The following is a 25,010-nucleotide window of genomic DNA, read 5'->3' on the forward strand; positions in this document are numbered from 1 at the left end:
GCGCAAGGGCAGTCACTTCCTCGCCTTCCTCGGCCTGGCCGCAGCCCTCACCTGCTACAAGAAGCTCGCGAAACTCACCACGTGAGACAACCTCTTCATCCACTCCAGTCCGGCAGCCGAAGCGCGCTCGATGTAAGGCTTCACCGTCTATTCCATTTCCTTTATGGCGTCCAAGATGAGCGCCCGTGAGTTGCTGACGTTCGCTGCGGCCATGTTCAAGCGACGAAACAATGTGGTGTAGGTGTCCACGTCAGCCGGTTCCTCGTAGTAGAGCGTACTTGTCGGCGACTCGGTGTAAATGATGTCCGTCTCGCTTGATGCCGGGAAGCTCATGATGACGAATGGCCCGAAGAGACAGGCGTTCATGGGGTCTTCCTGTGGAAGCACCTGGAGTTGGACGTTCGAGCGCCTGCTGTCCTCCACCAGCGCTTCGAGCTGGGCTTTCATGACCTCAAGTGAGCCGACGCGGTGATGCAAGACGCCTTCCGCGATGATCACCCAGAGCTGCAACGGCGTGTCTCGCGTCAGCACCTTCCGACGGTCGCGACGCATGTTGATCTGCGTTTCGACGTGCTCACTGGTGGCGTCTGGTACCTGTAGCTCAATGAGTGCTCGGGTGTATTCCGGCGTTTGCAGAAGCCCCGGAACCAAGTTGGTTTCGACGTTGTACAACTCTGCCGCATCCCACTCCACTGCGACGTACGCGGCATACGCCGAGTCGACCGCGTTGGTGTAGCGCGACCACCATCCCTTTTGCTTGGCCTCACGCGACAGGGCTTCGATCTCTGTGCGTTCGGCGGGGTCGGTGACGTTGTAGGCATCCATCAAGGCGCGAAGGTCCGGAAGGCGGATGCCGGACTGGGCGTTCTCGATGCGGCCGATTTTTGATTCGGCCGATCCAAGCGCCTTGGCGGCGTCGGCATGCGTCAACCCGGCAGCCGTCCGCAGCTCGCGAAGCCGTCTGGCCAAACGGCGCTGACGGATCGTCGGATTGCTGTTGATGGGCACGGTAGCGCCCCCTCCTCTGCTCCTTCGTGCAGGTCAAGTGTGCCGCCCGCGCACGGTAGCGGCAACAGCCTGTACTCACTCCCCAAAGTAGGGACTTGACACTTTGGGTACTCCAAGATGCACAGTACCTACCGTGGCTAGCTGTGACCGTGGGGTTACGCACTTCCGATCACCTCATAGCCGCCCGAATCCGATCTAAGGGGGCAAGGTGACTGTCCAGAAGACGGAACAGGTGCGGTACCGGCGGCAACGTCCTGCCATCCGGGCCGCACGCGCTGATGCCAGGGCGTTAGCCGACAAGTGGCAACACCCCGAGCTGGCGGACGACTTGGGTTTGCTCATCTCCGAGCTGGTCACGAACGCAGTGGTCCACGGCACTACAGGGCGCGGCAGTCAGGTACATGTGACCTATCGCCTGCTTGGTGATCGGCTGCGCGTAGATGTCCGCGACGCAGCCACCGGCCAGCCGCGCTTGATGCGGCCGGTTTCTCTCGACGGCGAGCCACGTGAGTTGGGGCGCGGGCTGATCGTCGTCGCCACCCTCGCTGATCGGTGGGGCGTGACGCCTCGGGTCATCGGTAAGAGCGTGTGGTTCGAGATGGTGCTGAATGAGGGGACATCATGAGCACGCTCGTTGCGCACATCCGCCTAGCGGCGACGATGACAGCCGTCAGTTGCTCGCGCATCTTCACCGCGCACACACTGCGGCAGTGGGACGCTCCTCACCTCGTCGACAACGCTCAGTTGGTCGCCTCGGAGTTGGTAACCAACGCCGTCAAGGCCACGGGCGTGGTAACGCCGAACCCAACGTGGACACAGCTCGAAGGGGTGCAGCTCCTTCATGTCGGCATCTACGGCCACGGTCACTCCGTGACTATCCAGGTGTGGGACAACTCCGAAGAACCGCCCGTTCAAGCGAAGGCCGGCGCGGAGGAGTGGGCCGAGGGCGGAAGGGGGTTGTTCATCGTGGAGGCCCTGGCGCTCCACGTCGGCCACTTCTTCCCGCAGTCCGGCGGCAAGGTGGTGTGGGCAGAGTTGGCGATGGACGCGCAACTTCCCAGTCTTCCGCAACGGGAACCCAAGGAGCCGTTGAACGTCCTGCTTCCCGAGGCGGACCCCGATCTTCTGGTCAAGTTGCTCAACGGACTCCAGAAGCTCTGACCCAACCAACGAAGAACACCCCGCGTCCACAACGGACACGGGGTGTTCTTCGTTGTGGTGCGGGGTGGTGTTGCCCGGCCTGGCGGTCGGGTCAGTCGGCGAGGACGGCGGCGCCCTCGTTGGCGAACGCTTCCAGCTCATCCGGCAGTGTTCGCCAGATTCCCTCGTTGCGCATGCTCATGATGGTCTCACGCAGAGCGATGACGGCCGGATGTTCCGGCGTCGGCTGGATGGTGTCCTGCTTCACCTCTTGCGCGTCCAGCAGACTTGCGGCCCTCACGACCTTGGTGCGGCCACCGTTGACCGGCCTCAGACTGACACTCGGGTTGCGGGGGTTGCGGTGGATGGCCGCCACCACGAAGCATGCCTCGGCGTACTTGATGGTCTTGCCCTCGCAGAGCGCGGGGTTGGAAGTGAGAGCCTCCATTCCACGCGTCACGGCTGTGGCGTGGAGCTTGCTGGACAACTCGCGAGCCGTCAGGCCGTCAGTCGTGATCCCCCACGCGTGAGCGAGGGCGATCTGTGCGGCAGTAGGGCAGCTATTCGCGTCCATTTAGTGTGCCTCTTTCTCGATTCGGATACTGCACGCCACCGGCTTGGATTAAGTGGGCGGGGTGCTGCATCCGAAGAGCTGAAGCACGAGGTGCTATCGCGGAATGCGACTAGTACTATTTTTAACATATTCTGCGTTAAAAATCAATAATTAACGCTCGTGTGGTATTAACTTGACGCCAAGCGGCATGTAGTCAACGCTACCTTTTCAATACCCGTCTTGCTTAGTGGTAAATGATCCAGTGCATCCACAGAGCCAGCATGGCGCCCGAAAAGAAGCAAGCAGGGATCGTAAATATGAGGATCACGAACTCCTTGGAGTGCATATGGCCCGGCACTATCCAAGCAGTGTGCTCAGAGCGCAAAAGTAGGTCGTAAATCCTCTTCTTGACGAGCCCCCGCAGACTGACATCTGCATGCGACTGCCTCTTAGATGCAGGAGCCGCCCCGGTGTTGTCAGCTTCATCCGGCACGTTCGCTTGGCCATAACGATCCATGATCTCAAAGCTGAGCCGCGTGAGTGCTCGGCTTTCGGCATTGAACTGGGAGCGCTCGGAACCGTGGAACAACTCACCGGCCGCCGCTTTCCTGCGTGCCGTGACGTTCTTTAGTGGAGGCCTGCCAATGGCCATCGCCGCTCGAAGTGCAGGCGCGTCCTCGCAGTGACGCTTCTCGTCCGCCGCGCACAGCTCGTTGACGAGCGCACCAAGACGGTCGGCCGCGTCACGAGGATCGTCGGTACCAAGGAAGGCCATGAGTACCGGTTGAGCCGCCATCGTCTCAGGGCTCAAGCCCGACCTCGATGCACGGACGGCTCTCAGCCCCTTGGCGACGTCCTCTTGGAAGCCCACCGCCTACGCCCCCTCCGCCTGGTCACACCCCTGTTCAGTATGCCTTGCAGTACTGCACGACCACTCCTTGCAGCGTGATTTCAGTGATTCAACGCTTCAGCCCGCGCACCTTGAAGTTGCGGACCAGCCGGCCCGCGACAGCAATCAAGGAGGACGCGACCTATGAGTGGCGAGCTGGAGCGTAGGAGCCGGGGGCGACTCGGACGACGCGAACAGAGGACGGTCGGCGACATCATCGCCGAGCGGTCGGAGATGAACCTGCGCACCCTCATGGCGGAGGGGCGTGAAGAAGAGGTCAAGGCCATGATCCGCAGGCGGCTGACCGACGACGCCATGCACGACGTGGCCGACGTCGGCCGCACAGCGCAGGAGTTGGCGGGAGGCGACCAGTTCTTGGCTTCCCTGCTGATCCCGATCGTGCAGGAGTTCACCCGCCAGACGGCGCGAGACATCCGCGACTTCGGACGCGGGCGTGGATTTTAGGACTGTCGCGTCATGACAAGCGACCAGCTCTTCACGCTGCTGCTCGCCGTGGTGTGCATCGGTGGGCCACTCCTCTGGAATTGGCTCTCAGATCGCCGGGACGAGCATGAGCAGCAGCGCCGGAGGAACGACCCCTTCTACGCGCTCCACGTCCGCAAGTACGAGGCATTGGCCAAGATGCGCGCCGTCGTCCGAGAAAGCCGCAACCGATCGACCAGGCACCACAACACAAGGAGGTAAGCGTCATGGCGTGGCTCGGCTTCATCTACCTGTGCGTGTTCTTCGGCGGGGGGCTTTGGCTCCTGCACTTCTTGGACAAGAAGTTCGGCGACAAGATCCGCTACAACCAGCGGCGGCGCCAGATCGAGGCGGAGATGCACCGCCGCGCGGCTGACCGCGACATCGCCCAGGACGTCGCCGACGAGTGGGGTTACGACCCGCGCGATTTCCGACGGCGGTGAGAGCCATCAGCCAACGACGTCGTCGAGGAGGTGATGAACATGGCGAACAAGGTCTGCCCGGAGTGCGACGGCTTCCGCCTTGTCGAAGCTGACAACGACGAGGGACTGGACGACTGCCCCACGTGCGGCGGTGACGGCTTCGTCACCGACAAGGACAAGGACGAAGAAAAGTAGGTGACCTACTCCCTCCCCGGCGCGGGCGACGTTGCCGGGGAGGGGGCGTCGTCCTTCGTTCCGAAGAACTCGGCCTTCAAGAAGTCAGTGAAGGCGCGTAGCTCCCCCCGTTGGCCGGCCAGCAGTGCACGGCGTTGATTCCGCGGAACTACCCGCAGCAGGTCGGCCGACTGGGAGCTCAGGTTGTAGCCCACCACCCCGAAGCCTTGAACGATGAGTCTTTGGGCCGAGGAGACGGCCCGTTCGGCGTAGAAGCGGTCGAGCAAACCGACCAGTGTTTGAAGCTCGGCAGCATTGTGCCTCAGCGCCAGGCGCAGTGCGCGCCGCTTCTCGGGTGAGCTGTCGGCCGCGTGGCTCATCCGCTCACGGTCAGCAGCAGCGCGCGGCGATTTGAGGCCAACCCACGGCCCAACGCCACGGTCGAGGTGTCCAGCGCACGAGCTGACGGTGTGCAGGCCGAGAAGCCGCAGGATCGCCACCGTCTCGGTTATCCCTGGATCGACGCCTCTTCCCGCTCCGTCCTGTAGGCGCCGGACGGTTCGCTTCTCACGCTCCCAAATCTGCTGTTGCTCCCTCGTCATATCTGCTTCCAATTTTACGCCGACAAGATCGCAATTACGAGGCCGTCGACTCCACGGAGGACGTCATGAAGAAGGCTCGCACCATCCTGCTGACCCTGCTGCTGTTCGCGTTCGTCGTCCGCGTGCTGTGGTGGACGATCGAACCCCTGTTGCCGTTCATCGTGAGCGGGACGGCCGTCGTGCTGGTGCTCGGCTTCATCTACTACCGCATGTGGCGCTGGTGAAAAAGCCACAACGGCAAAACCCATGCCGACATGAGAAAATAGATCGGCATGGGTTTTGCAATCTTCTCACTGATCGCAGCCGTTCTGACGCTTCTCCCGAGCGTCATTTTTGTGAGGCGAGCAATGATGCAGAACCCTGGTAGTGGTCGCGTGGCCTATCGACTCTCCTTCCCGGCCGACCTTCCCGCCGACCAAGTGCTGACGTGGCTCTCGAAGATGAGCGGCATCTCACGCTCGGGGCCGGCTCGCATGGGTCCTGGGCCATCTCTCGTCTTCGAGGTGTGGGCGAACAACCGGGGCGTCAAACACCGGCTCCACGTCCCCAAGGAGCTGGAGAGCTACGTCGTCCCCCAACTTCGGTCACTCGTCCCGGGCATGACGGCCACTCCCGAGACAGAAGAACCGGCGCACCAATGGACAACCGCGGTGGAGTGGAAGCAGCACAACCTAGCGCGCGGTCTCGGCATCGACAGAGGTGACGTTGAACCGCTGTCCACCAGCTTGCTGACAAACCTCCAGCCGCTCGGCGCCAAAGAAGAAGTGCTCATCCAGTGGGTAGTGACACCGGCAGTCCAGGAGCGCCTACCGGCGCAGGCCGGCGGTGACATGAAGGCCGCCGACTTCAAGCCTCTCCGCAGTCTGTTGGTCGGGCAGGTTTCCGCCGACCGCGACGAGATCGCCGAGCGTCGCACCAAACTGAGCGAACCGAACTTCCTCGGCGTGCTCCGCCTGGCGGTGAAAGCCGCCGACAATCAGCACGCTCAGCGCCTGCTCTCGCCGCTGCGTCACACGTTGCGAAGCATCGGGACGGCACACAACCGCTTGAAACCGCGAACTCTTGTGTCTCAGGGGCGAGCCGTTGAGCGCATCAGTCACGCGCATGAACCGGCCATCTTTCCGGCCCAAGTCGCCGCCACTGAGTTGGTGGGACTTATGGGCTGGCCCGTAGGTCAGTCGTACATCGCAGGGGTAGCGCGAAGCCGCACCCGTCATCTTCCTGCAAGCGGTGCCGTCCTGAGTAAGGGCCGCGTCCTCGCACGATCCAACTTCCCGACTGACCCGCGCCTTATCGCGCTCGATCCGGTCGAGTCGGCGCAACACCTTCAAGTGGTGGGACCGACCGGCTCAGGTAAGACCGCGCTGCTGGAAAACCTGATCGTGCAAGACATGGCAGCCAACCGGGGTGTCGTGCTCATCGAGAGCAAAGGCGACCTGTTTCACCGTGTCCTTACTCGGGTGCCGAAGCACCGGCTTCACGATGTGGTCCTGGTGGACGTAACCGACACGGAATACCCGGTTGGTTTCAATATCCTCCAGGGGAATCCGTACGCCGTAGCCGCTGATATCCAGCGGCTTTTTGATCACCTGTACCCGCAGGATGCGCGAGGCGTCCGCGTGCGGCAAGGGTTCTACCACCTGATCCTGACGCTCATGATGAGCAAGAACGCACCAGGACCGATGACATTCGCGGATATCGGGCCGCTCAGCGTGCCGCGTGCCGGGCAAGAAGTCTTTGCCGATGAGTTGATCCGGGGCGTTTCACACATCGACGAGCTTGCCGGGTGGTGGCAGGAAATAACCAACCTGCCCCGCAACCAACGCGACATGTACTTTAAGCCGCTCACGGATCGGACGTGGCAACTGACCAACCGTCGTTCACTTCGCAACATAATCGGGCAGAGCAACAGCACCATTGATCTGCGACAGGTGCTCAGCGAAAAGAAGATCCTGCTCGTCAACACTGGCCGTGCGACAGAAGGAAAGGACACAGCCGGACTGTTCAGCAGCTTGGTACTCAATGGACTTTGGAGCATGGTACAGGCGGGTGCAACCGACCCGACTAACCCGACCATGCTGTACCTCGATGAGTTCCAGGACTACTTGAACTTGCCGATCTCCCCGAACGATATGTTCGCCCAAGCACGCAGCATGGGGCTTGCGATGACCGTGGCGCATCAGTTCGTCGGCCAGTTGAGTCGTGAGCTGCAAGACGCCACGCAGAACAACGCGCGCTCAAAAATCGTCTTCCAAACCAGCGCCGACGAGGGACGCTACTTCGCGCGTCAATTCGGCCGCAGTGTGACCGAGGACGACTTCATCAACCAGCAGCGCTTCGAGGTCATCATGCGGCTCGCCACGGTCGACGGCGTGAGTGCCCCGATTACAGGGGTGACCCTGCCGCCCGGTGAACCAACGGGCCTTGCCGACCAAGCGCGGCTGCTATCCCGCCAGAAGTACAGCCGCCCGCTCGAAGACGTGGAAGCCGAGATCAGCGCGCGGCGCGGCGCTCGCCCCACGGCAAAAAAGAAAACGCCGAAATTCGGCGGACCCAGGTAGGCAAACCCCGTAGGCCAGGCATCGGCCAGCCGTAGGCGTACGCCTACCCCTGGCGGCCGCTGGCCTCGGGGTTTCCCCCTCCCCATTAAGTACCTAACTACCAAGGAGACCACCCGCATGGAACTTTCGACTCGTGACCTCATCCTGCTCAAGCTGGTCGGCACCTTTATTCAGCTCTCCTCGACTCATATAACCGAAGAGCTTTTTAGCGACCGCTCGCACACCGTGCCGGACAAGGTTCTGAAGCGGCTGGTGCAACGCCAGTTCCTTACTGTCGTCGGCCGCCGAGCTAGCGGCGATAAAGGTGGCGCAGGGCCGTTCGTGTACCGGCTCGGAAGGTATGGCCGTTCACTTCTCGGTGTCGAGGGGCGGCAGTCCGCCCGGATGAACGACCACGCCTTGATGATTGCCGACACCTTTACCGCGCTGCGACGAGCGGAGGCAGCCGGCCTCCTACGGATCACCGAATGGGAAGTAGAACGGCCCGTCCAAACGGTGCGTGCCGATCTGTTTGTTGCCGTCGAATACCCGGCTCAAGAGCGGCGGAGTCAGTACTACCTGGAAATAGACACGGGCAGCGAGTGGGAACGGCAGATCAGGGAAAAACTTGACGGCTACTGGCGTGCGGCCCAGGCCGATGAAGCCGAGTACTTCCCGTACGTGGTGTTCGTTGTGAAGCGGCCTGAACGGCAAGCAGAACTGCTGCGGTTCATTCGGCGCATTCCCGAGGACCAACAAGAGATGGTGCGTGTGTTCTTGCTCGCGGAGCTTATACCGCATCTGTTGGCGCTGTAGAACGTGCGATGTACGACGCGTTCCGGCTACCTGGGACATTCGCAATGCGGGGCCGCAGCCCTTATCTTCCTACCGATGCATACGCAGCAAGGAGACGACACATGACGGACGAACGGAATGGCCGCAACGAAATAGAGCGCATCATCAAGGAGGCGCGCGGCGCCTCTTTTGGTGGCGACGAAGATGCACGCGTGACCGACGCGCTGATTGCGTATATGGAGGCGAGCTATCTTCCGCACGAAGAAACGACCGAACTCGTCGTTCAGGCGCGACTCGAAGAACTGCTGCTGGTGCAGCGAGTCATTGCGGCGGTAGTCGACGCTCAGAGCGAGGGCAACGACGAAGACGTGACGCTGCGGCTTCTAGAGCACATCGGGGAGCGGCGAAACGTCATCAAGACAGTGGCCGCGCGGCGGCCGGACTGATCGCCAGCTGCAACAACCGCCCGCGGAGCGGCTTGAGTCAGTCTGGTCTAGGGGAACTGTTTTACGCACCGGGTAGATGATGGTTGTTTACCTCTAAATAAGCCCGACCTGGCGGGAGAATCCGACGTGAACTAGATTAGTTGTGATGATGCGCACCGGGCAACGCGTCAAAGTACTATTGACGGAAATGCCAATAAATGTTGAAATAGAATAGCGAATTCACTAATTCGCTTCATGCCGTTCGCCTTCATCAGGTTGAACCCGTCCACCTACGGATTAGGTGTTCTCTGTTGAAGGAGAACGTCATGAATGAAGACGGCGCCCTGACGGTCCTCGTCATCTACGTAATCGGCGTGGTCTGTGTCATCGCAGATATCACACGCCACGGCTTCTCATTCATCGCAGTGGGGGTCCTCTGCGGACTCGCGGGCCTTGCGGTGATGAATGTGGTGTCGAAGCGTCGTTGACTGGTCGTATGTCACGAGCTGGTCACTATTCACCGACCCCGGAGCATACGCTCCGGGGTCATCTTACACTTTGGGCGTCTAGGTGATGAGGGGACGGGCAATGAGCCAGAAGGTTCAAGAGCCGTGGTGGAAGAGCGACGCGTTCAAAGTTGCTGTCGCTGTTACGATCATTGGCGCAATTCTCACATGGATTCTAGGGTTTGCGAATCCTGACGATAGTGAATCTCCACAAGCAGCGGCACCGTCTGTAACGTCATCTTCTCCACGCGCGACCGATGAAACCGAGGAACTTAGCCCCACACCAACCAGCACGTATAAGCCCCGAGAGCAGTACCTGTCCGGGATTAACGACATTGACGGTGAAGCTAAGACCGGCTCGTATTCCGTAGACGGGACGGCGTATTCGAACAGCGTGGCCGCGCAAGTCTCGAAGCCGTGCGGCTCGGGTGCCGATCCGGAAGTCCTTGAATATCAACTAGGACGGAAATGGAAGACCCTTAAGGCTACCGTCGGCCTGAGTGACGATTCCGATTCAGACTTCACTATGGCGTTCGAAGTATATCTGGACGACGCTCTGAAGGAGAGCTTCACTTTCGGCGTCAACCATCACCGAAATGTATCAATCAGCGTGGTAGGTGTTGCCCGAGTGAAGTTGCGCGCTATCTACTCAAAAGGGCCCGACGTATGTGGGATCGACTTTGCTGTTTGGGGGAATGCAAGGGTTACCCACTAGATACTTGCCGCTAGAACGCTTTGAATCAACCCATCCTAGCGGGCGAGGCCGGCGCGTGGTTGGTCCGTGCCTTCTTGCGGCTGATCGGCGTGGGTTGGGTGTGCCGGTGCTTGCGCAAAGCGAGGCTATGACAGGGCTTCTAAGGTGGGTTCCGGGTTAGGCGACCTTGGCTTTGGCGTCGTCTTCTTTACTGGAACGCCTTAGAGCGGCTGTCACGACGTCCTAGGGCTATGCCGTAAGCGTGGTTGTCTTCGGGTTCAAGGCCAGTTTGCAGAACAGGCCGAAGGGGTGTCGTTTTCCGGTTTCGGCCGCAGTGACGGCAAAGCGGATGGCACCTTGTTTGTGGCGCCACGCTGCCTTGAAGACGGCACCCACGTCTTTAGAGGGGACGCGAAGGCGTTGACTCACCTCTTTCACGACGCGTTGCACTTCGCGCAGTTTCTTCAGGAAGTCGAGAGTGCGTTCCCAACACTTCTTAGCCGTGACGGTGGCGAACCAACGCGATGGCCGCTCTTTTGTCTGGGCAACCTCCACGAGGTCGAGCAGGTCTTGTAAGTGGCCCCGACGGATGAGCGATTTGAACTTATTGCGGTACATCTTGTTGTCGATCAGGTCATCTACGGCCTGTGGGATCTCCCCCTCTTCTATAGAAGAAAGGGCGTTGACGCCGTCGTTTCTTCTATAGAACTGCCGCTCTGCGAGCGTGGTTCCGATTGATTGCATGTTGGTGTTCCTCCTACCCCAGCGCAAGGGCGCATTGAAGCCACCCCGTTTATGGGGCTGGTTATGGTTTGTTTGCTGGCTCGGTCCAACCGATGCGAGGGCAAGAGAAAAGGCCCCGCTTGGGGGCCTTCGCTACTCATTCATCTAAGCTACTTCCATAGTAAACAATCCCGACAGAAATTGCAATAAGTTTCCCCAATTTTCTGTGGTCTTTCCCATGGATATGAGTGGTACCCCCAAAACCGATAGCCACAACCCATTCGTTGCTTAGATGAATGAGTGCATGACTTGCCTCTAGTATAAAGCGTAAGAGTTCAATTTACAATGGTGACCCTGTTCAAAATCGGCAACCTCATTTATACTCATAAATAGTAAAGACTATTTGGATTCAAGCTATGCAAAAGAACTATGCCATCAACGACACGCCTACCCCTCGGCAGAAAGCCGATATTGACCGCGCTGTGAAGCGTACGGTGAAGCGATACCGTAAAACACTGCTACGGCTCGCACTGACATGAAAAAGGTCACCGTCGCAGAGGCGCGTTATGCGGCCCTGCGCGTGAAGGACCTTCTCGACTACGACGAACCGACGGATTTTGATGTCCGGACGCCGGGCAGGCTTGAGAGCTGCTTAGAGCACCCCTTCACGCACTTCAACGGCCGTTACGTTTATTGGACACTCGCTCACCGGGCAGCCGTCTTGTTCTATCTGGTCATCAAGAATCATCCCTTCGCCAACGGCAATAAGCGCATGGCTATCGTGCTTTCTTCCCTGCTCGTACAAAAAAACGGCCGTTGGCTTGACATGCGCCAAGATGATCTATACGACCTTGCCTGTAGCGTGGCGAATAGTAATGCCAAAAATAAAGAAGCCGTCATCGCGTCCGTGAAAGGGACGTTCAAACGGCATCTTATCGAGGACTGACCCGCGGCGGGCCGGCTACCGGCTGAGTGCTGCTTTGAATTGAAGCGCTCTGATGGCCTCCTCGACGATCTGATAGTCCTTGACTTCTCTCTCGACGGCTTCGATTTTGATCCACTTCACCATCTCTGGCGGCAGGTGGGTGGTGTACTTGCGGACTAATGGGGTTGTGGGCCTGCCCACTTCCCTACTAGTGGTTTTGTGCACCTCGGTTGCCTGTGTGCTCATCGCTTCCCTCCCTTGTGTTTCACGTTGGCGTGCCGAACGTACGTTGGTGCTGGCGTCGCCATAAGTCGGGCGGCAAGGCGTATCCATGTGCCCTCGGCGGTGAGTTGGTGTTGTTGTGGGTCTAGGCCAAGCCGTTCTGTCACGAAGACTTTGGAGAGCTGGCCAACGAACCCGTAGTTGATGGTGGCAGAGTTCTTGTTCATGCGTGTTTCCTTGTTTACCTTTTCAGTATAGGCATTCGTGCACGATATTTCAATATTTATTGTGCACAATAATGTGCACGCGAAATAAAGTGCACGTTATTGTATGCGATAAAGCTAGTGCACTATTGCTTGCACTTATGCACTTGTGTTAATTTGATGACAGGAGAACAAATGAATAATGGCAAAAAAGATAGCTATCGCCATCCATAAAGGCGGGGTAGGGAAGACCACTACCGCTAAGAACCTGGCGGCAGCCCTGGCCCAAGCAGGACGTTCGACGCTGCTTGTAGACCTTGACGAACAAGCCAACGCCACCAAGGGGTTAGGGGTAGACCCGACCGCCGTAGCGGTGACGCTGAATGACCTGTTCGTTAATCCGGAGCTCGACCCGGTGTCGGCCGTGCTCGGGACCGACGTAGACGGCCTCCACCTGATAGCGGGGCATCCAGACTTGTCGCGCACGGAGACAGGTATGGCGCTTCAACGGACCGACCCAACAGCGCCTGATCCGATCGAGGCGCTAAAAGGCATCCTGGCGGACCTCGACGCCCGCTTTGACTACATCGTCATGGACACCCCGCCCAGCCTGAACTACATGACCATCAACGCTTTGGCCGCTGCTGACGAGCTGGTGATCCCAGCCGCCGCGAGCGCGTACAGCGAAGACGGGTTGGCTCGCACCATCGAGGCGTACGAGCGAGCCGTTGCCACCTACAACCCAACCCTCCGACTACGAGGCATCTTGGTCACGCGCGTCAAGCGCACCAACGCCTCAACGGCAGTGTTCGAGGGGATAGGGGAGGCGTACAAGGATCTCGTGATCCCTCAGCTCATCGTGGAGTCGACAGCCGTCGATGAAGCCGAGCAACTGAACCAACCGGTCGTGCTCTATGACCCTGAGAGCCCAGCCGCGAAAGGATACGAGCGGGTCGCGGAGATACTCACCAATGGCTAAGAACTTCAAGAAGCAGCTCACCGAGCGGAGGACGACGACACCACGGGTAGCTATCCCGCAGGTTGATCCCGAAGCACCCAAGCCCACGCCGGCGGTGCCGGTAGTACCGGCTCGTCCAACGACGCCAGCACCCACCGCGGAACCGGCGCGACCAACCGAGCGGCCAGCCGCTGAAGAAGCGCCGGACCAACCAGACGCCGGCGAGCGGCCGTTGAACCTGACGATCGTGGACGGCGACGAAGCGCCGCAGGCACGCGGCACCCAGATGCGACCATCGCGGCACGAGCAACTGCGCGACCTCGCGTACATCGAGAAGCGCAAGTTCTGGGTGATCCTTGATGACGCCCTGGAGATGTACGTCACCAAGACCTACGGCAGGCAGTACAAGAAGAAGTAACCCGTCGACCAGCGGGCAGAGCAGTGGCAGCATGACGCCATGAATGACGAGTTTGAGCCGGATGAGGGCGGGGAGCCGGAGAAGATTGATCTGTCCGGCTTGGTCGGGGCGATACAGCCGATGGCGGACTTCTACCGCACGCAGAACGCCGAGTTGATGAAGCAGTTGGCCGAGGCGGTCATTCCGACAGAGCGCATCGGCCAGGCGTTCGCCCGGCAGATCTTTGAGTCGTCAGGTCTCAGCGACAGGTTCCGTGAGGCGATGGAGCCACTGCACGAGCGCCTGCGGGAGCAGTGGCGGGACCTCTTCGCCTCGATCGGGTCGCTGAAGGATCGGATCTACCCCGAGAACCTGCGGGACGCAGAACCGAAGCTCAACGAGCTGAAGGAGTTGCTTCTTGAAGAGGGCATCCCACTCATGTGGGTGCCGGGCCCGAAGGTCGTACGCGCCCTCCTGGACGCGCTGGACGCCATAGAACGGCGCCGCATCGTCGGGCGGCGGTGGCGGGGGATCGTGAACGACTGCGAAGCCGTCGTGCGCAGCGTTGATCACCCTGGCCTACTGGAAGCCCGTGACTTCGCCCTGGACTGCGTGTCGGCGCTGAGGGACGGCCACACCAACCCTGCGCAGGCGCTTGCGGCCAACCTGCTCGACAGCCTCATGCATGCGCACTTCGAGAAGGACGACCGGGTAAAGCGCACGTCCAACAAGAAGGGCAAGGCCAAGTTTGACCTCAACGACTACAGCGTGCGGGAAGCGCTGACGTTCGCGCCGGTCTGGTACGCGTACGCAGAATTTTGGGTCCACAAGGGCGACCCGATTCCGCGCATGTTCGCCAGGCATGCCAGCGCGCACGGCGTCTCGCGCACGCAGTACTCGCGGATCAATGCAGTTTACGGGCTCATGCTCGCCGCGTCGGTGATGAAGTTCTTTGACGTTGAGCTGGAGCGGTAGGGCGCTTTACATATCTCTAACGTCGCACAATGTTTGTTTTGCGACCTTTGCAAATAGGCAACAGGGGTGGCGGTTATGTACGCCATAACATCACCCCCTTGTCTAGCGTTCTGTGATGCGCTTGGGCAGCGACGGGCCTTGACGCACGTTTGCTACTTGTTGCCTAGGTGGCAAAAATCCGCCTGCAGGGCATTCAATAAAATGGTGGATCTGCAACTACCTTGACGGGCTCGTCTTTATGTTGATTGAGTGAGTTTTCGCTTGGGGGTCTTAGGGAATTGCGACTCAATAAGTTAAAAGCTAGCTCACTTACTCGTTGATGGCGTCGGTCAGGAGTGCGGCGTAGGCCGCCTGACCGCGTGCGTTCGGTTTGATCTGCTGCATATGGTGAAAAAGCAACGCCTATTGAGCGTCCCTATAAATAAAAAAGCCCCCGCCCCGGCTGGCTGCCGGGACAGGGGTGTTTCCGCCATCAACCGCTGGGAGCGTTAGCGAGAGGCGGAGCTTACGGGATCACCCGTTGCCGTTGCCGACTCGGGTTCCAGGAACGCGACCGCGCGTGCCACGCGCGTTCTTGAGGACCTCGTCCATGTTCGGCGCGAGCTTGTTGAAGTCGGCCAGACGCATGGCAACGTCCTGCTTGGTGCCGTCCGGCATGGTGATCTCCAACATGACCAGGTCCCCGATGGCCTTGAACTGCTCGACCTCGGTGGTCATCACGTCCAGGGCCTTCGGCTGGTCCAACTTGGGGTGCTGACGCACCACCACAGTTGCGAAGTCCTGGTCCTTCCCGAGCTCACCGCTCAGGTCGGACATCTTCATCGGCACGACTGCCATTTCTGCTCCACTGACTCGATGATGGTCACCTTTTTGGGACCGTCATCCATTTACGCATAACGTGATCATCTTGACGAGGGTGGAATGAACAACAACCGGTTTTCTGTGAGCCGGCGAGCGTATAATTAAAGGGGGAGAATCAAACTATGAGTACCGAGGATTTAGAACGCCTACGACTATCGACAGTAAAAAGCGGAGTGCCCGAGAAGGTCGAGCACCCCGCCGCAATCGCCAAACTTCAACTGTTGGTCAGTGAAGCCAGACGACCTCAATCAAGTCAGGGTCGAAGTTATAGGCTGTTCCGTCAGAAGCCTTCCACTTCCGACCTCCCGGCCGCCCCGGGTGAATCACAACCTTCTCGATGACCAGTTGAACGACGCTAGCGCGCCATTCCATGCTGGCGGTTTCCCAAATTGCGCGTAGACCGCCGTCGGTTGGAACCGCCAGGCTTTTGGCCTTGGCGGAGAGAAGTTGCTTTTTCTCGCTTTCAGCAGCGGCAAACCGCTCCTTGACGGTCTTGAGCATGACGTTGTAGTCGTCTTTTTCATGCTCGCCCGCTGCGTACTCAGCCGCCAGTACTTCGCGGCGTGCCTGGAGCTCGGAGAGTTCTTGGATCAGCTCCGCCATGCGCAGGTTGTTGTCTTCCGGCACAAGCGCCCGTGCGATGTCCGGTGAGTCGAAGCGGTACAGCACTTGCTCGCTGACGTACGCCTCGACCGCGTCAGCGATGCGAAATACAGAGCAACAACCGAGGCGGCTTCCATCTTTGGCCCATTTCTTGCACGCATAGCGGCGTTGGTACTTGGTTGTTCCATCTGAGAGCGGGTACGTCTTGCCTTGGCCGTACATTTGGCCGCCGCAGTATTGTCCCCTCTTTTCTGTGTCGCGCCACGCTCCGCCGCACTCAGTGATACCGCTGAGCAAGTAGGTGCGCCCCTTAACAGATCCACCCTTATTTACCCAGTACTTTTCCCGCCCATTGAACATGACCTTCATGGCGTCGTGCTCGGGGCGAGTGAAGATGAATGGCCACTTCGCGCGGTGACGCTCTTCGAGATGGATGCGTGTGCCGCCCATTTCGGGGTTCTTCAAGCACGGGCAATCTGTCGGGTGGCCTGTTGGGTCAAACTGCACGTAGCTTTCGTTGAGCATCGTGCGTTTGAAGCGACCGACCGTCCAGTCGCAGCCGGTAGACGTCTTGATGCTGCGCGCTTTCCAGTCACGCATGATGGTGAACTGGGCGTCCCCGGCCAGTGTGCGCCGCTTGCCTTCCTGAAGCACGGCCACTTCTTCGTCCCGCACCTGATACGGGTCGAATATTTCCTTGTTCTTGATGGGATCGTGGCCTACGACCTTGCCGTACCCGTAAGTGCGGCGCCCGCCATCCCATTTACCCTCGCGTGCGTTCTGGAGCTTCTTGCGTAGCGCGAGTTCTTGGATGTCTTCGGCCATGCCTGCATCCAGCGCGTTTTGGATGCGGTCCATTTTCCGATTAGCCGAGATTCGGAGGTCTAGGCCCTGCCCGCGCACATAGAAGTACTGCGCGCCGTGCTGGCGAGCGAGCTTGATTTGCCACTCGTTCTCTTCGGGCTTGCGCGTGAGTCGGCTCTTTGTGTAGGCCAGCACGATCCGGACGGGGCCAGCTTCAAGCTGGCCCATCATATCTTCGTAGTCCGGCCGATACTCAGTGGTGTTGGTGCTGGCGGAGATGTCGTTGTCGCAATAGATGCGAACAAGAGTCACGCCGAGCTGTGTCGCTAGTGCGCGGATATCTTCTTCTTGGCGTTGTACGCCAAGTTCTTTGCCTTCTCGGTCATCGCTGATGCGCAGATAACCGAATGCGAGTTGTCCTTTCAGGGTGTCGAGCATGTTTCGTGTTTTCCTTTACATGATCAATTGTAAAGGATGCATAGAAAATTGACGAGTACGCGATGGGGATCGTCGCGGCGGTGGCCTTCGCCGTGGTCCTCTACAAGGTCGTGACGAGCGGCGCGGTCAGCGCGGAGCTGCAGGGCATCGTGAAGCGGGCACTCGATGCGCGGATGTGAGCGGGCGGCGAGGGCGGAGGCGAGGGCCCGCGGTGCGCACGGACGCTACTCGCGCGAAGGATCGCGCGGACGACCGGACGAAGGGTTCGTTACGGCGGAGACAGCGGTGGTGCTCCCGGTGCTGGTGGTGTTCACGATGGCGTTGGTGTGGGGGCTGCTCGTGGTGGCCGCGCAGATCCAGTGCGTGGACGCGGCGCGGACGGGCGCTCGTGCGGCGGCGCGACAGGACCCGGCCGACGCGGTCGTGGAGGTCGCCCGCGAGGCCGCACCGCGCGGGGCGCGGGTCACGGTCACCCGGGAGGCGGACCTGGTCCGTGTGGTCGTGGTGGCCGACCCGCCGGCGCTGCACGGGCTGCCTTTCGAGGTACGGGAGGAGGCCGTGGCCTCGATGGAGCGTGCGGTCGGTGCGGAGCCCGCGGGGGCGGAGCCGTGAGGGTTCGGGCCGTGAAGGGCGCAGCCGTGGCGGGCATGGCCGTGGCGGGCGTGGCCGGGAGGGGTGGCGCCGGAAGGGGCGGCGCATCGTCCCGGTGGGCAACCGACCGGAGCGCCGGCGCGGATGCCGGTCCCGGTGCTGCAGACGGCCCTGGGCCCGCCTCCGCCCCCGGTCCCGCCTCCCGTTCCGCCCGCACCTTCGTCCGCGGTTCCGCCCGCGCCTCCGACCAAGGGTCGGCGACCGTGTGGAGCGTTGCCGCCATCGCCGTCCTGTGTCTGGTGTTCGGCATCGTGCTGGCCCTGGGGCAGGCGGTCGTGGCCCGGCATCGCGCGGCCGGCGGCGCCGACCTGGCGGCGCTCGCGGCGGCGGACCACTGGGCGCGGGGCGGCACGGCGGCGTGCGACAGGGCGCACCGGGTCGCGCGAGCCCAGGGAGCGCGGTTGGTGCGGTGCGTGCTCACCGGGCAGGTCTCGGACGTGACGGCGGCATCGGGCAGCGGGCCGTTCACGTCGGAGGTCCGGGCGAGGGCGGGCCCGGACCTGCCTGCGCCACCTGCAGTGCCTGGGCGCGCGTCCACGGCCCGCGTCGGTCCTATGGCCCCCGTCGGCCCGACGGCTCACATGGGCGCGTCACTCACATTGCCCGGGGCCCGCGTCGGCCTCACGGCCCGCGTCGGCCCTATGGCCCTCGTCGGCCCGACGGCTCACATGGGCCCGTCGCCGGCGCCGCCCCCGCCGTCCACGTCCACTATCCCGCTTCCGCCGCCCCTCGCAGGAGCACCGTGAGGAGCCGTACCGCCCCCCGTTTGTGCAGCGGATCGTTGCCGTTGCCGCACTTGGGGGACTGGATGCAGGACGGGCAGCCGGCGTCGCACTCGCAGGAGGCGATGGCCTCCCGGGTGGCCGTGAGCCAGGCGCGGGCCGTGTGGAAGGCGCGCTCGGCGAAGCCCGCACCGCCGGGGTGCCCGTCGTACACGAAGACGGTCGGCAGCAGCGTGTCCGGGTGCAGGGGGACGGACACGCCGCCGATGTCCCAGCGGTCGCAGGTCGCGAACAGGGGCAGCATGCCGATCGAGGCGTGTTCGGCGGCGTGCAGGGCCCCGCCGAGGATCTCCGGGTTGATCCGGGCAGCGTCCAGCTGGTCCTCGGTGACCGTCCACCACACCGCGCGGGTGCGCAGCGTCCGGGGAGGGAGGTCGAGCTTCGTCTCGCCCAGGACCTCGCCGGTGATCAGGCGCCGGCGCAGGAAGGAGACCACTTGGTTGGTGACCTCGACGGAGCCGTAGCAAAGGCGCCCGTCGCCCCAGGGGACCTCGACGTCGGTCTCCAGGACCGAGATCGCCGTGGTGTCACGGGCCACCGTCGAGTAGGCGGGGGTGGCCTGCTCGACCAGCGCGACGGAGTCCTCCAGGTCGAGGGAGCGGACGAGGTAGGTGCGCCCCTGGTGGAGGTGCACGGCGCCGTCGTGGACGGTCGTGTGGGCGGCACCGGCGTCCACGGTGCCCAGCAGTCGGCCGGTACCGGCCTCGACGACCTGGACAGGACGTCCGCCCTCCCCGCGGATGTCCGTGAGGTCGGCGGCCCGCTCACGGCGTGTCCAGTGCCAGGCCCGGGTCCGTCGGCGCAGCAGCTTCGCCGCCTCCAGCTGGGGCAGGAGCTCCTCGCAGGCGGGACCGAAGAGCTGCAGGTCCTCTTCCGTCAGGGGCAGCTCGGCCGCGGCCGCGCAGAGGTGGGGAGCGAGGACGTACGGGTTGTCGGGGTCGAGGACCGTTGATTCGACCGGCTGGTCGAACAGCGCCTCCGGGTGGTGCACGAGGAAGGTGTCCAGCGGGTCGTCACGGGCCACCAGCACGGCCAGCGCCCCCTGCCCGGCCCGGCCCGCCCGGCCCGCCTGCTGCCACAAGGAGGCCCGCGTGCCCGGGTAGCCGGCGATCACCACGGCGTCCAGGCCGGAGATGTCGAGACCCAGTTCGAGGGCGTTCGTCGCCGCGAGGCCGAGGAGGTCACCGGAGTGCAGGGCGCGTTCCAGGGCGCGGCGCTCCTCGGGGAGGTAGCCGCCGCGGTAGGCAGCCACGCGCCGGACCAGTGAGCGGTCGACCTCGGCCAGACGTTCCTGGGCGATCACCGAGATCAGCTCGGCGCCGCGCCGGGAGCGCACGAAGGTGATCGAACGCATGCCCTGCACGGTGAGGTCGGTGAGCAGGTCGGCCGCTTCGGCGGTGGCCGTGCGGCGGACCGGTGCGCCCTTCTCGCCCTCCAGTTCGGTCAGTGGCGGTTCCCAGAGGGCGAACACCAGTTCACCGCGCGGTGACGCGTCGTCGGCGACCTCGACCACCGGGAGTCCGGTGAGCCGGCGGGCAGCCACCGAGGGCTCGGCTGCGGTGGCTGAGGCGAGCAGGAACACGGGCGACGCGCCGTAGCGCGCGCACAGTCTGCGCAGTCTCCGCAGCACCTGGGCGACGTGGGAGCCGAAGACGCCGCGATAGGTGTGGCACTCGTCGATGACGACGTACTTCAGCGCCTTCAGGAAGGACGACCAGCGGGGATGGGAGGGGAGGATGCCGCGGTGCAGCATGTCCGGGTTGGTCAGGACGTAGGTGCCGTACTGGCGGATCCACTCACGTTCCTCGAACGGCGTGTCGCCGTCGTAGACCGCGGCCCGGACAGAGGTGCCGAGAGGTTGTGAAAGTTCTTTCACGGACCGGCACTGGTCGGCCGCCAGCGCCTTGGTGGGGGCCAGGTAGAGGGCGGTGGCGCCCCGCCCGTTCGGCGCCTCGGAGCCGTCCACGAGGGTCGACAGGACCGGCACCAGATAGGCCAGGGACTTGCCGGACGCGGTCCCCGTGGCGACGACCACCGAGTCGCCGTCCAGGGCGTGCTCGGCCGCGCGTGCCTGGTGGACCCAGGGGTGCTCGACACCCGCGGCCCGCACCGCGGCGACGACCTCCGGGCGAATCCGGTCCGGCCAGACGGCATGACGGCCCGCACGCGGGGGCAAGTGCTCCGTATGAGTGATGCGCGCAGCCCGGCTCGGTCCCGCGGCGAGCCGGTCCAGGAGCATGCCCGGTCCCGGCCGGGAGCCGGGCTCCGCCGGGGGGCGATCGGGTCGGTGATTCTTGGCCATCGGCACCGAGTCTGTCACTGGCATGACGGACAATGGGACCAAGGCGTCGTGCACGCCTGCCGGTAAGTGATTGAATGCCATCGCGGCTGGCGAACCGTCCTGGGGGCTTCAAGCCGAGGTGTCCCGAAGGGCGACCGCTCGATAGCAAGGTGCTGGAGGATCCGTGGACCTGTCCCTGTCGACTCGTACCGTCGGCGATCGTACGGTCGTCGAGGTCGGTGGCGAAATTGACGTATACACCGCGCCCAAGCTGCGTGAGCAGCTGGTCGAGCTCGTGAACGACGGGAGTTTCCACCTCGTCGTAGACATGGAGGGCGTGGACTTCCTCGACTCCACAGGGCTCGGCGTGCTGGTCGGCGGACTGAAGCGGGTGCGTGCCCATGAGGGCTCGCTGCGCCTGGTCTGCAACCAGGAGCGCATTCTCAAGATCTTCCGTATCACCGGCCTCACCAAGGTGTTCCCCATTCACACCTCGGTCGAGGAAGCGGTGGCGGCCACCGACTGACGACCGGCCCCGGGCCCGTGCGGCCCGGGGCAGCAAGCAGAGCGAGGGGGGTCCGGGCTGTCGGCGGCCCGGACTCTCGAAAGCACGCCCGCAGTTCCGAGGGGGATGCATGGCCACCGTCGAACTCCGTTTCAGCGCGCTGCCCGAGCACGTCCGCACCGCCCGTCTGGTGGCGGCCGCGGTGGCGCGCAGGGCCGGAGTGGACGAGGCCGTCCTCGACGAGGTCAGGCTCGCCGTCGGCGAGGCCTGCACCCGGGCTGTGGGCCTGCATCAGCACGTCGGCATCACGGCGCCGGTCAAGGTGTCGCTGATCGAGGAGGAGAAGCAGTTCTCCATCGAGGTCGGTGACGAGGCGCCCCATGCGGTCCCCGGGGCCAAGACCTCGGGCGACGTGGCAGACGATCTGGAGGCCGAGGAGGACGAGATGGGCCTCGCGGTCATCAGTGGACTCGTCGACGACGTGGAGGTCACGGCAGGCGAGGACGGCGGGCTGATCCGCATGACCTGGCCGACCGCGCCGGCGCTACTGCCGCCGGTCTGACCCCCCGTATCACCCAGAGGGCCCCACCTGGTGGGGCCCTCTGCCATGTTCGGACATACCTTGGTGTCGTGCGGGCCTTCAAGTGAATTCATTCACAATCAATCGTCCGGAAATTGATCACCGAACGGATCACGGCATTAATGCGGGAGGAGCATTACTACTTCTGGCCCCCTTGCGGTTGACAGGTCAATTCCTTTTGTCGTGCACTGTTTTGATCAGGTTCCGGTACCTACAATCCCGTCCACATCTTGAGCTCAGCCCAAGCGTCAAGGAGGACGAATGGCGGAGCTTTCCACCTCTCATCAGTTGGGCCCCCATCAGTTGGGCGATCCATCGACCCTCGCAGCCGCCGTGCTGACCGACGGAAACCGTGTCCTGGTCGCGGTCATCGCGGTCGTCGCGCTGGCCGCGCTGGCGCTCGCGGGAGTCCTGGTACGCCAGGTGCTCGCGGCGGGCGAGGGAACCGACAGCATGAAGAAGATCGCGGCGGCCGTCCAGGAAGGCGCGAACGCCTATCTGGCCAGGCAGCTGCGCACGCTCGGCGTATTCGCCGTCGTCGTGTTCTTTCTGCTCATGCTGCTGCCCGCGGACGACTGGAATCAACGTGCCGGACGTTCGATCTTCTTCCTGATCGGCGCGGCGTTCTCGGCGACCACCGGCTATATCGGCATGTGGCTGGCCGTACGCAGCAATGTGCGCGTCGCCGCGGCGGCGCGGGAAGCGACTCCGGCCCCCGGCGAACCGGAAAAGGATCTCACTCTCGTCTCGCACAAAGCGACGAAGATCGCGTTTCGCACGGGCGGCGTGGTCGGCATGTTCACGGTGGGGCTGGGTCTGCTGGGCGCCTGCTGCGTGGTGCTGGTGTACGCGGCCGACGCGCCGAAGGTCCTGGAGGGCTTCGGCCTCGGTGCCGCGCTGATCGCGATGTTCATGCGAGTCGGCGGCGGCATCTTCACCAAGGCCGCCGACGTCGGCGCCGACCTGGTCGGCAAGGTCGAACAGGGCATTCCGGAGGACGATCCGCGCAATGCCGCGACCATCGCCGACAACGTGGGCGACAACGTCGGCGACTGCGCGGGCATGGCCGCCGACCTCTTCGAGTCGTACGCCGTCACCCTGGTGGCCGCGCTGATCCTCGGCAAGGTGGCCTTCGGCGACTCCGGACTGGCGTTCCCGCTGCTGGTCCCGGCGATCGGCGTGCTCACCGCCATGATCGGCATCTTCGCGGTGGCGCCCCGGCGCTCCGACCGCAGCGGTATGAGCGCGATCAACCGGGGATTCTTCATCTCCGCGGTGATCTCGCTGGTGCTGGTGGCGGTCGCCGTCTTCGTCTACCTGCCCGGGAAGTACTCGGAGCTGGACGGCGTCACCGACGCGGCGATCGCCGGCCGGGACGGCGACCCGCGCGTCCTCGCGCTCGTCGCGGTGGCGATCGGCATCGTGCTCGCCGCCCTGATCCAGCAGCTCACCGGCTACTTCACCGAGACCACCCGACGGCCCGTCAAGGACATCGGCAGGACCTCGCTCACCGGCCCCGCCACCGTCGTCCTCGCCGGTATCTCGCTCGGCCTGGAATCCGCCGTCTACACCGCCCTGTTGATCGGCCTCGGCGTCTACGGGGCCTTCCTGCTCGGCGGTACGTCGATCATGCTGGCGCTGTTCGCGGTGGCACTGGCCGGCACCGGCCTGCTCACCACGGTCGGCGTGATCGTCGCCATGGACACCTTCGGGCCGGTCTCCGACAACGCGCAGGGCATCGCCGAGATGTCCGGCGACGTCGAGGGCGCCGGTGCCCAGGTGCTCACCGACCTGGACGCCGTCGGCAACACCACCAAGGCCATCACGAAGGGCATCGCCATCGCCACCGCCGTCCTCGCGGCGGCGGCCCTCTTCGGGTCGTACCGCGACGCCATCACCACCGGCGCGGCGGACGTGGGCGAGAGCCTCAGCGGCGACGGCGCGCCGATGACCCTGATGATGGACATCTCGCAGCCCAACAACCTCGTCGGGCTCATCGCCGGCGCGGCGGTCGTCTTCCTCTTCTCGGGGCTGGCGATCAACGCGGTGTCGCGGTCGGCGGGCGCGGTGGTCTTCGAGGTGCGGCGGCAGTTCCGGGAGCGGCCCGGAATCATGGACTACAGCGAGAAACCCGAGTACGGCAAGGTCGTCGACATCTGCACCAGGGACGCCCTGCGGGAACTCGCCACGCCCGGGCTGCTCGCCGTGTTGGCGCCCATCTTCATCGGGTTCACGCTCGGCGTGGGCGCACTCGGCGCGTTCCTCGCGGGTGCGATCGGCGCGGGCACGCTGATGGCGGTGTTCCTGGCCAACTCCGGTGGCGCCTGGGACAACGCCAAGAAACTGGTCGAGGACGGCCACCACGGCGGCAAGGGCAGCGAGGCCCACGCCGCGACCGTCATCGGTGACACGGTCGGTGATCCCTTCAAGGACACCGCAGGCCCGGCGATCAACCCGCTGCTGAAGGTCATGAACCTGGTGGCGCTGCTCATCGCTCCGGCGGTCATCAAGTTCTCCTACGGGGCCGACAAGAGCATCGGCGTGCGGGTACTGGTCGCCGTCGTCGCGTTCGTCGTCATCGCGGCGGCGGTCTACGTCTCCAAACGGCGCGGGATCGCCATGGGCGACGAGGACAACTCGGATCAGGAGCCCAAGTCGGCCGACCCGGCGGTGGTTTCGTAGGCCCACCTCCGCAACCACCGTTCGGCCTCGTTAGAGGCACAGCTCAAGCGGCGGGGGGGGGGGGGGGGGGGGGGGCGCGCCCCCCCCCCCCCCCCGCCGCGCGCGTGCGCGCACCCGACACCGTGAGCCTTCTCTCTCTTGGTGCAAATGGCTTCAATACGGTCTTAATGGATGTTCGTCCGGTGGATG

At 63.0% G+C, this 25,010-nt stretch carries 30 protein-coding genes and 1 pseudogene; 21 read left to right on the forward strand and 10 right to left on the reverse strand.

Annotated features, from left to right (window positions below; all coding sequences use genetic code 11):
- Window positions 1-147 precede the first annotated feature (147 nt).
- Entirely contained in the window at window positions 148-1,008 is an 861-nt protein-coding gene (locus ACGFYH_RS22985) for a helix-turn-helix domain-containing protein (RefSeq protein WP_393805029.1), read from the reverse strand.
- A gap of 208 nt (window positions 1,009-1,216) precedes the next feature.
- On the opposite strand from ACGFYH_RS22985, the gene ACGFYH_RS22990 reads away from it, so the two are divergent.
- Window positions 1,217-1,633, forward strand: coding sequence for an ATP-binding protein (locus ACGFYH_RS22990; RefSeq protein WP_393805030.1), 417 nt, complete (start codon window positions 1,217-1,219; stop codon window positions 1,631-1,633).
- The gene (locus ACGFYH_RS22995) at window positions 1,630-2,169 is read left to right on the forward strand and encodes an ATP-binding protein (protein WP_393805031.1); all 540 of its coding nucleotides are present in this window, start codon (window positions 1,630-1,632) and stop codon (window positions 2,167-2,169) included. The genes ACGFYH_RS22990 and ACGFYH_RS22995 overlap by 4 nt, the downstream gene beginning before the upstream one ends.
- Window positions 2,170-2,260: 91 nt before the next feature.
- Here the strand turns inward: ACGFYH_RS22995 and ACGFYH_RS23000 are convergent, their stop codons facing one another.
- Window positions 2,261-2,608 (reverse strand): hypothetical protein, encoded by a 348-nt coding sequence (locus ACGFYH_RS23000; protein WP_393805032.1) that lies wholly within the window; start codon window positions 2,606-2,608, stop codon window positions 2,261-2,263.
- A 337-nt stretch (window positions 2,609-2,945) separates the two neighbouring features.
- Complete coding sequence (locus ACGFYH_RS23005; protein WP_393805033.1) at window positions 2,946-3,512, reverse strand: hypothetical protein; 567 nt, start codon at window positions 3,510-3,512, stop codon at window positions 2,946-2,948.
- Window positions 3,513-3,734: 222 nt separating this feature from the next.
- Between ACGFYH_RS23005 and ACGFYH_RS23010 the strand changes: the two genes are divergently transcribed.
- The 3 genes from ACGFYH_RS23010 (at window position 3,735) to ACGFYH_RS23020 (ending at window position 4,690) form a co-directional block, all read left to right on the forward strand.
- Entirely contained in the window at window positions 3,735-4,055 is a 321-nt protein-coding gene (locus ACGFYH_RS23010; RefSeq protein ID WP_393805034.1) for a hypothetical protein, read from the forward strand.
- Between the two features lie 245 nt (window positions 4,056-4,300).
- Window positions 4,301-4,516 carry a hypothetical protein gene (locus ACGFYH_RS23015; protein WP_393805035.1) on the forward strand — a complete coding sequence of 72 codons (216 nt, stop codon included), beginning with the start codon at window positions 4,301-4,303 and terminating at the stop codon, window positions 4,514-4,516.
- 39 nt (window positions 4,517-4,555) lie between these two features.
- Window positions 4,556-4,690 (forward strand): hypothetical protein, encoded by a 135-nt coding sequence (locus ACGFYH_RS23020; protein ID WP_393805036.1) that lies wholly within the window; start codon window positions 4,556-4,558, stop codon window positions 4,688-4,690.
- Window positions 4,691-4,695: 5 nt separating this feature from the next.
- On the opposite strand, the gene ACGFYH_RS23025 is transcribed toward ACGFYH_RS23020, so the two are convergent.
- On the reverse strand, window positions 4,696-5,169 hold the full coding sequence (locus tag ACGFYH_RS23025; protein ID WP_393805037.1) for a hypothetical protein: 474 nt from the start codon (window positions 5,167-5,169) through the stop codon (window positions 4,696-4,698).
- Between the two features lie 167 nt (window positions 5,170-5,336).
- On the opposite strand from ACGFYH_RS23025, the gene ACGFYH_RS23030 reads away from it, so the two are divergent.
- The 6 genes from ACGFYH_RS23030 (at window position 5,337) to ACGFYH_RS23055 (ending at window position 10,252) form a co-directional block, all read left to right on the forward strand.
- A complete protein-coding gene (locus ACGFYH_RS23030; protein WP_393805038.1) occupies window positions 5,337-5,495 on the forward strand; it encodes a hypothetical protein in 159 nt (52 codons plus the stop codon).
- Between the two features lie 48 nt (window positions 5,496-5,543).
- Window positions 5,544-7,832 (forward strand): type IV secretory system conjugative DNA transfer family protein, encoded by a 2,289-nt coding sequence (locus tag ACGFYH_RS23035; RefSeq protein ID WP_393805039.1) that lies wholly within the window; start codon window positions 5,544-5,546, stop codon window positions 7,830-7,832.
- Between the two features lie 117 nt (window positions 7,833-7,949).
- Window positions 7,950-8,627, forward strand: coding sequence for a replication-relaxation family protein (locus tag ACGFYH_RS23040; protein ID WP_393805040.1), 678 nt, complete (start codon window positions 7,950-7,952; stop codon window positions 8,625-8,627).
- Between the two features lie 101 nt (window positions 8,628-8,728).
- Complete coding sequence (locus ACGFYH_RS23045) at window positions 8,729-9,052, forward strand: hypothetical protein (protein WP_393805041.1); 324 nt, start codon at window positions 8,729-8,731, stop codon at window positions 9,050-9,052.
- A 305-nt stretch (window positions 9,053-9,357) separates the two neighbouring features.
- Window positions 9,358-9,519 (forward strand): hypothetical protein, encoded by a 162-nt coding sequence (locus tag ACGFYH_RS23050; RefSeq protein WP_393805042.1) that lies wholly within the window; start codon window positions 9,358-9,360, stop codon window positions 9,517-9,519.
- Between the two features lie 100 nt (window positions 9,520-9,619).
- A complete protein-coding gene (locus ACGFYH_RS23055; protein WP_393805043.1) occupies window positions 9,620-10,252 on the forward strand; it encodes an NPCBM/NEW2 domain-containing protein in 633 nt (210 codons plus the stop codon).
- 228 nt (window positions 10,253-10,480) lie between these two features.
- Here ACGFYH_RS23055 and ACGFYH_RS23060 read toward each other — a convergent pair whose 3' ends face one another.
- A complete protein-coding gene (locus ACGFYH_RS23060; protein WP_393805044.1) occupies window positions 10,481-10,975 on the reverse strand; it encodes a hypothetical protein in 495 nt (164 codons plus the stop codon).
- 514 nt (window positions 10,976-11,489) lie between these two features.
- On the opposite strand from ACGFYH_RS23060, the gene ACGFYH_RS23065 reads away from it, so the two are divergent.
- Window positions 11,490-11,900: a type II toxin-antitoxin system death-on-curing family toxin gene (locus ACGFYH_RS23065; RefSeq protein ID WP_393805045.1), complete on the forward strand. Its 411-nt coding sequence runs from the start codon at window positions 11,490-11,492 to the stop codon at window positions 11,898-11,900.
- Window positions 11,901-11,915: 15 nt separating this feature from the next.
- On the opposite strand, the gene ACGFYH_RS23070 is transcribed toward ACGFYH_RS23065, so the two are convergent.
- Window positions 11,916-12,125, reverse strand: coding sequence for a hypothetical protein (locus tag ACGFYH_RS23070; protein WP_393805046.1), 210 nt, complete (start codon window positions 12,123-12,125; stop codon window positions 11,916-11,918).
- The gene (locus ACGFYH_RS23075) at window positions 12,122-12,328 is read right to left on the reverse strand and encodes a hypothetical protein (RefSeq protein WP_393805047.1); all 207 of its coding nucleotides are present in this window, start codon (window positions 12,326-12,328) and stop codon (window positions 12,122-12,124) included. Before ACGFYH_RS23075 ends, ACGFYH_RS23070 begins: the two co-directional genes overlap by 4 nt.
- 178 nt (window positions 12,329-12,506) lie before the next feature.
- Here ACGFYH_RS23075 and ACGFYH_RS23080 point away from each other — a divergent pair, with 178 nt between their 5' ends.
- The 3 genes from ACGFYH_RS23080 (at window position 12,507) to ACGFYH_RS23090 (ending at window position 14,634) form a co-directional block, all read left to right on the forward strand.
- Complete coding sequence (locus tag ACGFYH_RS23080) at window positions 12,507-13,283, forward strand: ParA family protein (protein WP_393805048.1); 777 nt, start codon at window positions 12,507-12,509, stop codon at window positions 13,281-13,283.
- 226 nt (window positions 13,284-13,509) lie between these two features.
- On the forward strand, window positions 13,510-13,680 hold the full coding sequence (locus ACGFYH_RS23085; RefSeq protein WP_393805049.1) for a hypothetical protein: 171 nt from the start codon (window positions 13,510-13,512) through the stop codon (window positions 13,678-13,680).
- A gap of 39 nt (window positions 13,681-13,719) precedes the next feature.
- Window positions 13,720-14,634 carry a hypothetical protein gene (locus ACGFYH_RS23090; protein ID WP_393805050.1) on the forward strand — a complete coding sequence of 305 codons (915 nt, stop codon included), beginning with the start codon at window positions 13,720-13,722 and terminating at the stop codon, window positions 14,632-14,634.
- Between the two features lie 513 nt (window positions 14,635-15,147).
- Here the strand turns inward: ACGFYH_RS23090 and ACGFYH_RS23095 are convergent.
- Window positions 15,148-15,471, reverse strand: a complete 324-nt coding sequence (locus ACGFYH_RS23095) for a hypothetical protein (RefSeq protein ID WP_393805051.1) — start codon at window positions 15,469-15,471, stop codon at window positions 15,148-15,150.
- A 249-nt stretch (window positions 15,472-15,720) separates the two neighbouring features.
- Complete coding sequence (locus ACGFYH_RS23100; RefSeq protein WP_393805052.1) at window positions 15,721-17,340, reverse strand: recombinase family protein; 1,620 nt, start codon at window positions 17,338-17,340, stop codon at window positions 15,721-15,723.
- A 47-nt stretch (window positions 17,341-17,387) separates the two neighbouring features.
- On the opposite strand from ACGFYH_RS23100, the gene ACGFYH_RS23105 reads away from it, so the two are divergent.
- From ACGFYH_RS23105 to ACGFYH_RS23115, 3 genes and pseudogenes are all read left to right on the forward strand, one after another.
- Complete coding sequence (locus ACGFYH_RS23105; protein WP_393805145.1) at window positions 17,388-17,519, forward strand: DUF4244 domain-containing protein; 132 nt, start codon at window positions 17,388-17,390, stop codon at window positions 17,517-17,519.
- The gene (locus ACGFYH_RS23110) at window positions 17,506-17,952 is read left to right on the forward strand and encodes a TadE family type IV pilus minor pilin (protein WP_393805053.1); all 447 of its coding nucleotides are present in this window, start codon (window positions 17,506-17,508) and stop codon (window positions 17,950-17,952) included. The genes ACGFYH_RS23105 and ACGFYH_RS23110 overlap by 14 nt, the downstream gene beginning before the upstream one ends.
- A gap of 215 nt (window positions 17,953-18,167) precedes the next feature.
- Window positions 18,168-18,515, forward strand: a pseudogene (locus ACGFYH_RS23115) (Rv3654c family TadE-like protein); the annotation flags it as partial.
- A gap of 184 nt (window positions 18,516-18,699) precedes the next feature.
- On the opposite strand, the gene ACGFYH_RS23120 reads toward ACGFYH_RS23115, so the two are convergent.
- Window positions 18,700-21,156, reverse strand: a complete 2,457-nt coding sequence (locus ACGFYH_RS23120) for a DEAD/DEAH box helicase (protein WP_393805054.1) — start codon at window positions 21,154-21,156, stop codon at window positions 18,700-18,702.
- An 82-nt stretch (window positions 21,157-21,238) separates the two neighbouring features.
- On the opposite strand from ACGFYH_RS23120, the gene bldG reads away from it, so the two are divergent.
- The 3 genes from bldG to ACGFYH_RS23135 all read left to right on the forward strand — a co-directional run bounded on the left by bldG (window position 21,239) and on the right by ACGFYH_RS23135 (window position 24,821).
- Window positions 21,239-21,580 (forward strand): anti-sigma factor antagonist BldG, encoded by a 342-nt coding sequence (gene bldG, locus ACGFYH_RS23125; protein ID WP_003975386.1) that lies wholly within the window; start codon window positions 21,239-21,241, stop codon window positions 21,578-21,580.
- 109 nt (window positions 21,581-21,689) lie between these two features.
- Window positions 21,690-22,121 carry an ATP-binding protein gene (locus ACGFYH_RS23130; protein WP_393805055.1) on the forward strand — a complete coding sequence of 144 codons (432 nt, stop codon included), beginning with the start codon at window positions 21,690-21,692 and terminating at the stop codon, window positions 22,119-22,121.
- Between the two features lie 279 nt (window positions 22,122-22,400).
- Window positions 22,401-24,821 (forward strand): sodium-translocating pyrophosphatase, encoded by a 2,421-nt coding sequence (locus ACGFYH_RS23135; protein ID WP_393805056.1) that lies wholly within the window; start codon window positions 22,401-22,403, stop codon window positions 24,819-24,821.
- Window positions 24,822-25,010 lie beyond the last annotated feature (189 nt).

Source organism: Streptomyces sp. NPDC048392, assembly GCF_043200575.1.
GTDB lineage: Bacteria > Actinomycetota > Actinomycetes > Streptomycetales > Streptomycetaceae > Streptomyces.

Coding starts and splice junctions, on each gene's coding strand:
- ACGFYH_RS22995 (WP_393805031.1), top strand. CDS start 1,630: ATGAGCACGCTCGTTGCGCACATCCGCCTAGCGGCGACGATGACAGCC.
- ACGFYH_RS23010 (WP_393805034.1), top strand. CDS start 3,735: ATGAGTGGCGAGCTGGAGCGTAGGAGCCGGGGGCGACTCGGACGACGC.
- ACGFYH_RS23015 (WP_393805035.1), top strand. CDS start 4,301: ATGGCGTGGCTCGGCTTCATCTACCTGTGCGTGTTCTTCGGCGGGGGG.
- ACGFYH_RS23020 (WP_393805036.1), top strand. CDS start 4,556: ATGGCGAACAAGGTCTGCCCGGAGTGCGACGGCTTCCGCCTTGTCGAA.
- ACGFYH_RS23030 (WP_393805038.1), top strand. CDS start 5,337: ATGAAGAAGGCTCGCACCATCCTGCTGACCCTGCTGCTGTTCGCGTTC.
- ACGFYH_RS23035 (WP_393805039.1), top strand. CDS start 5,544: ATGGGTTTTGCAATCTTCTCACTGATCGCAGCCGTTCTGACGCTTCTC.
- ACGFYH_RS23040 (WP_393805040.1), top strand. CDS start 7,950: ATGGAACTTTCGACTCGTGACCTCATCCTGCTCAAGCTGGTCGGCACC.
- ACGFYH_RS23045 (WP_393805041.1), top strand. CDS start 8,729: ATGACGGACGAACGGAATGGCCGCAACGAAATAGAGCGCATCATCAAG.
- ACGFYH_RS23050 (WP_393805042.1), top strand. CDS start 9,358: ATGAATGAAGACGGCGCCCTGACGGTCCTCGTCATCTACGTAATCGGC.
- ACGFYH_RS23055 (WP_393805043.1), top strand. CDS start 9,620: ATGAGCCAGAAGGTTCAAGAGCCGTGGTGGAAGAGCGACGCGTTCAAA.
- ACGFYH_RS23060 (WP_393805044.1), bottom strand. CDS start 10,975: ATGCAATCAATCGGAACCACGCTCGCAGAGCGGCAGTTCTATAGAAGA.
- ACGFYH_RS23065 (WP_393805045.1), top strand. CDS start 11,490: ATGAAAAAGGTCACCGTCGCAGAGGCGCGTTATGCGGCCCTGCGCGTG.
- ACGFYH_RS23070 (WP_393805046.1), bottom strand. CDS start 12,125: ATGAGCACACAGGCAACCGAGGTGCACAAAACCACTAGTAGGGAAGTG.
- ACGFYH_RS23075 (WP_393805047.1), bottom strand. CDS start 12,328: ATGAACAAGAACTCTGCCACCATCAACTACGGGTTCGTTGGCCAGCTC.
- ACGFYH_RS23080 (WP_393805048.1), top strand. CDS start 12,507: ATGGCAAAAAAGATAGCTATCGCCATCCATAAAGGCGGGGTAGGGAAG.
- ACGFYH_RS23090 (WP_393805050.1), top strand. CDS start 13,720: ATGAATGACGAGTTTGAGCCGGATGAGGGCGGGGAGCCGGAGAAGATT.
- ACGFYH_RS23095 (WP_393805051.1), bottom strand. CDS start 15,471: ATGGCAGTCGTGCCGATGAAGATGTCCGACCTGAGCGGTGAGCTCGGG.
- ACGFYH_RS23100 (WP_393805052.1), bottom strand. CDS start 17,340: ATGCTCGACACCCTGAAAGGACAACTCGCATTCGGTTATCTGCGCATC.
- ACGFYH_RS23110 (WP_393805053.1), top strand. CDS start 17,506: ATGCGCGGATGTGAGCGGGCGGCGAGGGCGGAGGCGAGGGCCCGCGGT.
- ACGFYH_RS23120 (WP_393805054.1), bottom strand. CDS start 21,156: ATGGCATTCAATCACTTACCGGCAGGCGTGCACGACGCCTTGGTCCCA.
- ACGFYH_RS23130 (WP_393805055.1), top strand. CDS start 21,690: ATGGCCACCGTCGAACTCCGTTTCAGCGCGCTGCCCGAGCACGTCCGC.
- ACGFYH_RS23135 (WP_393805056.1), top strand. CDS start 22,401: ATGGCGGAGCTTTCCACCTCTCATCAGTTGGGCCCCCATCAGTTGGGC.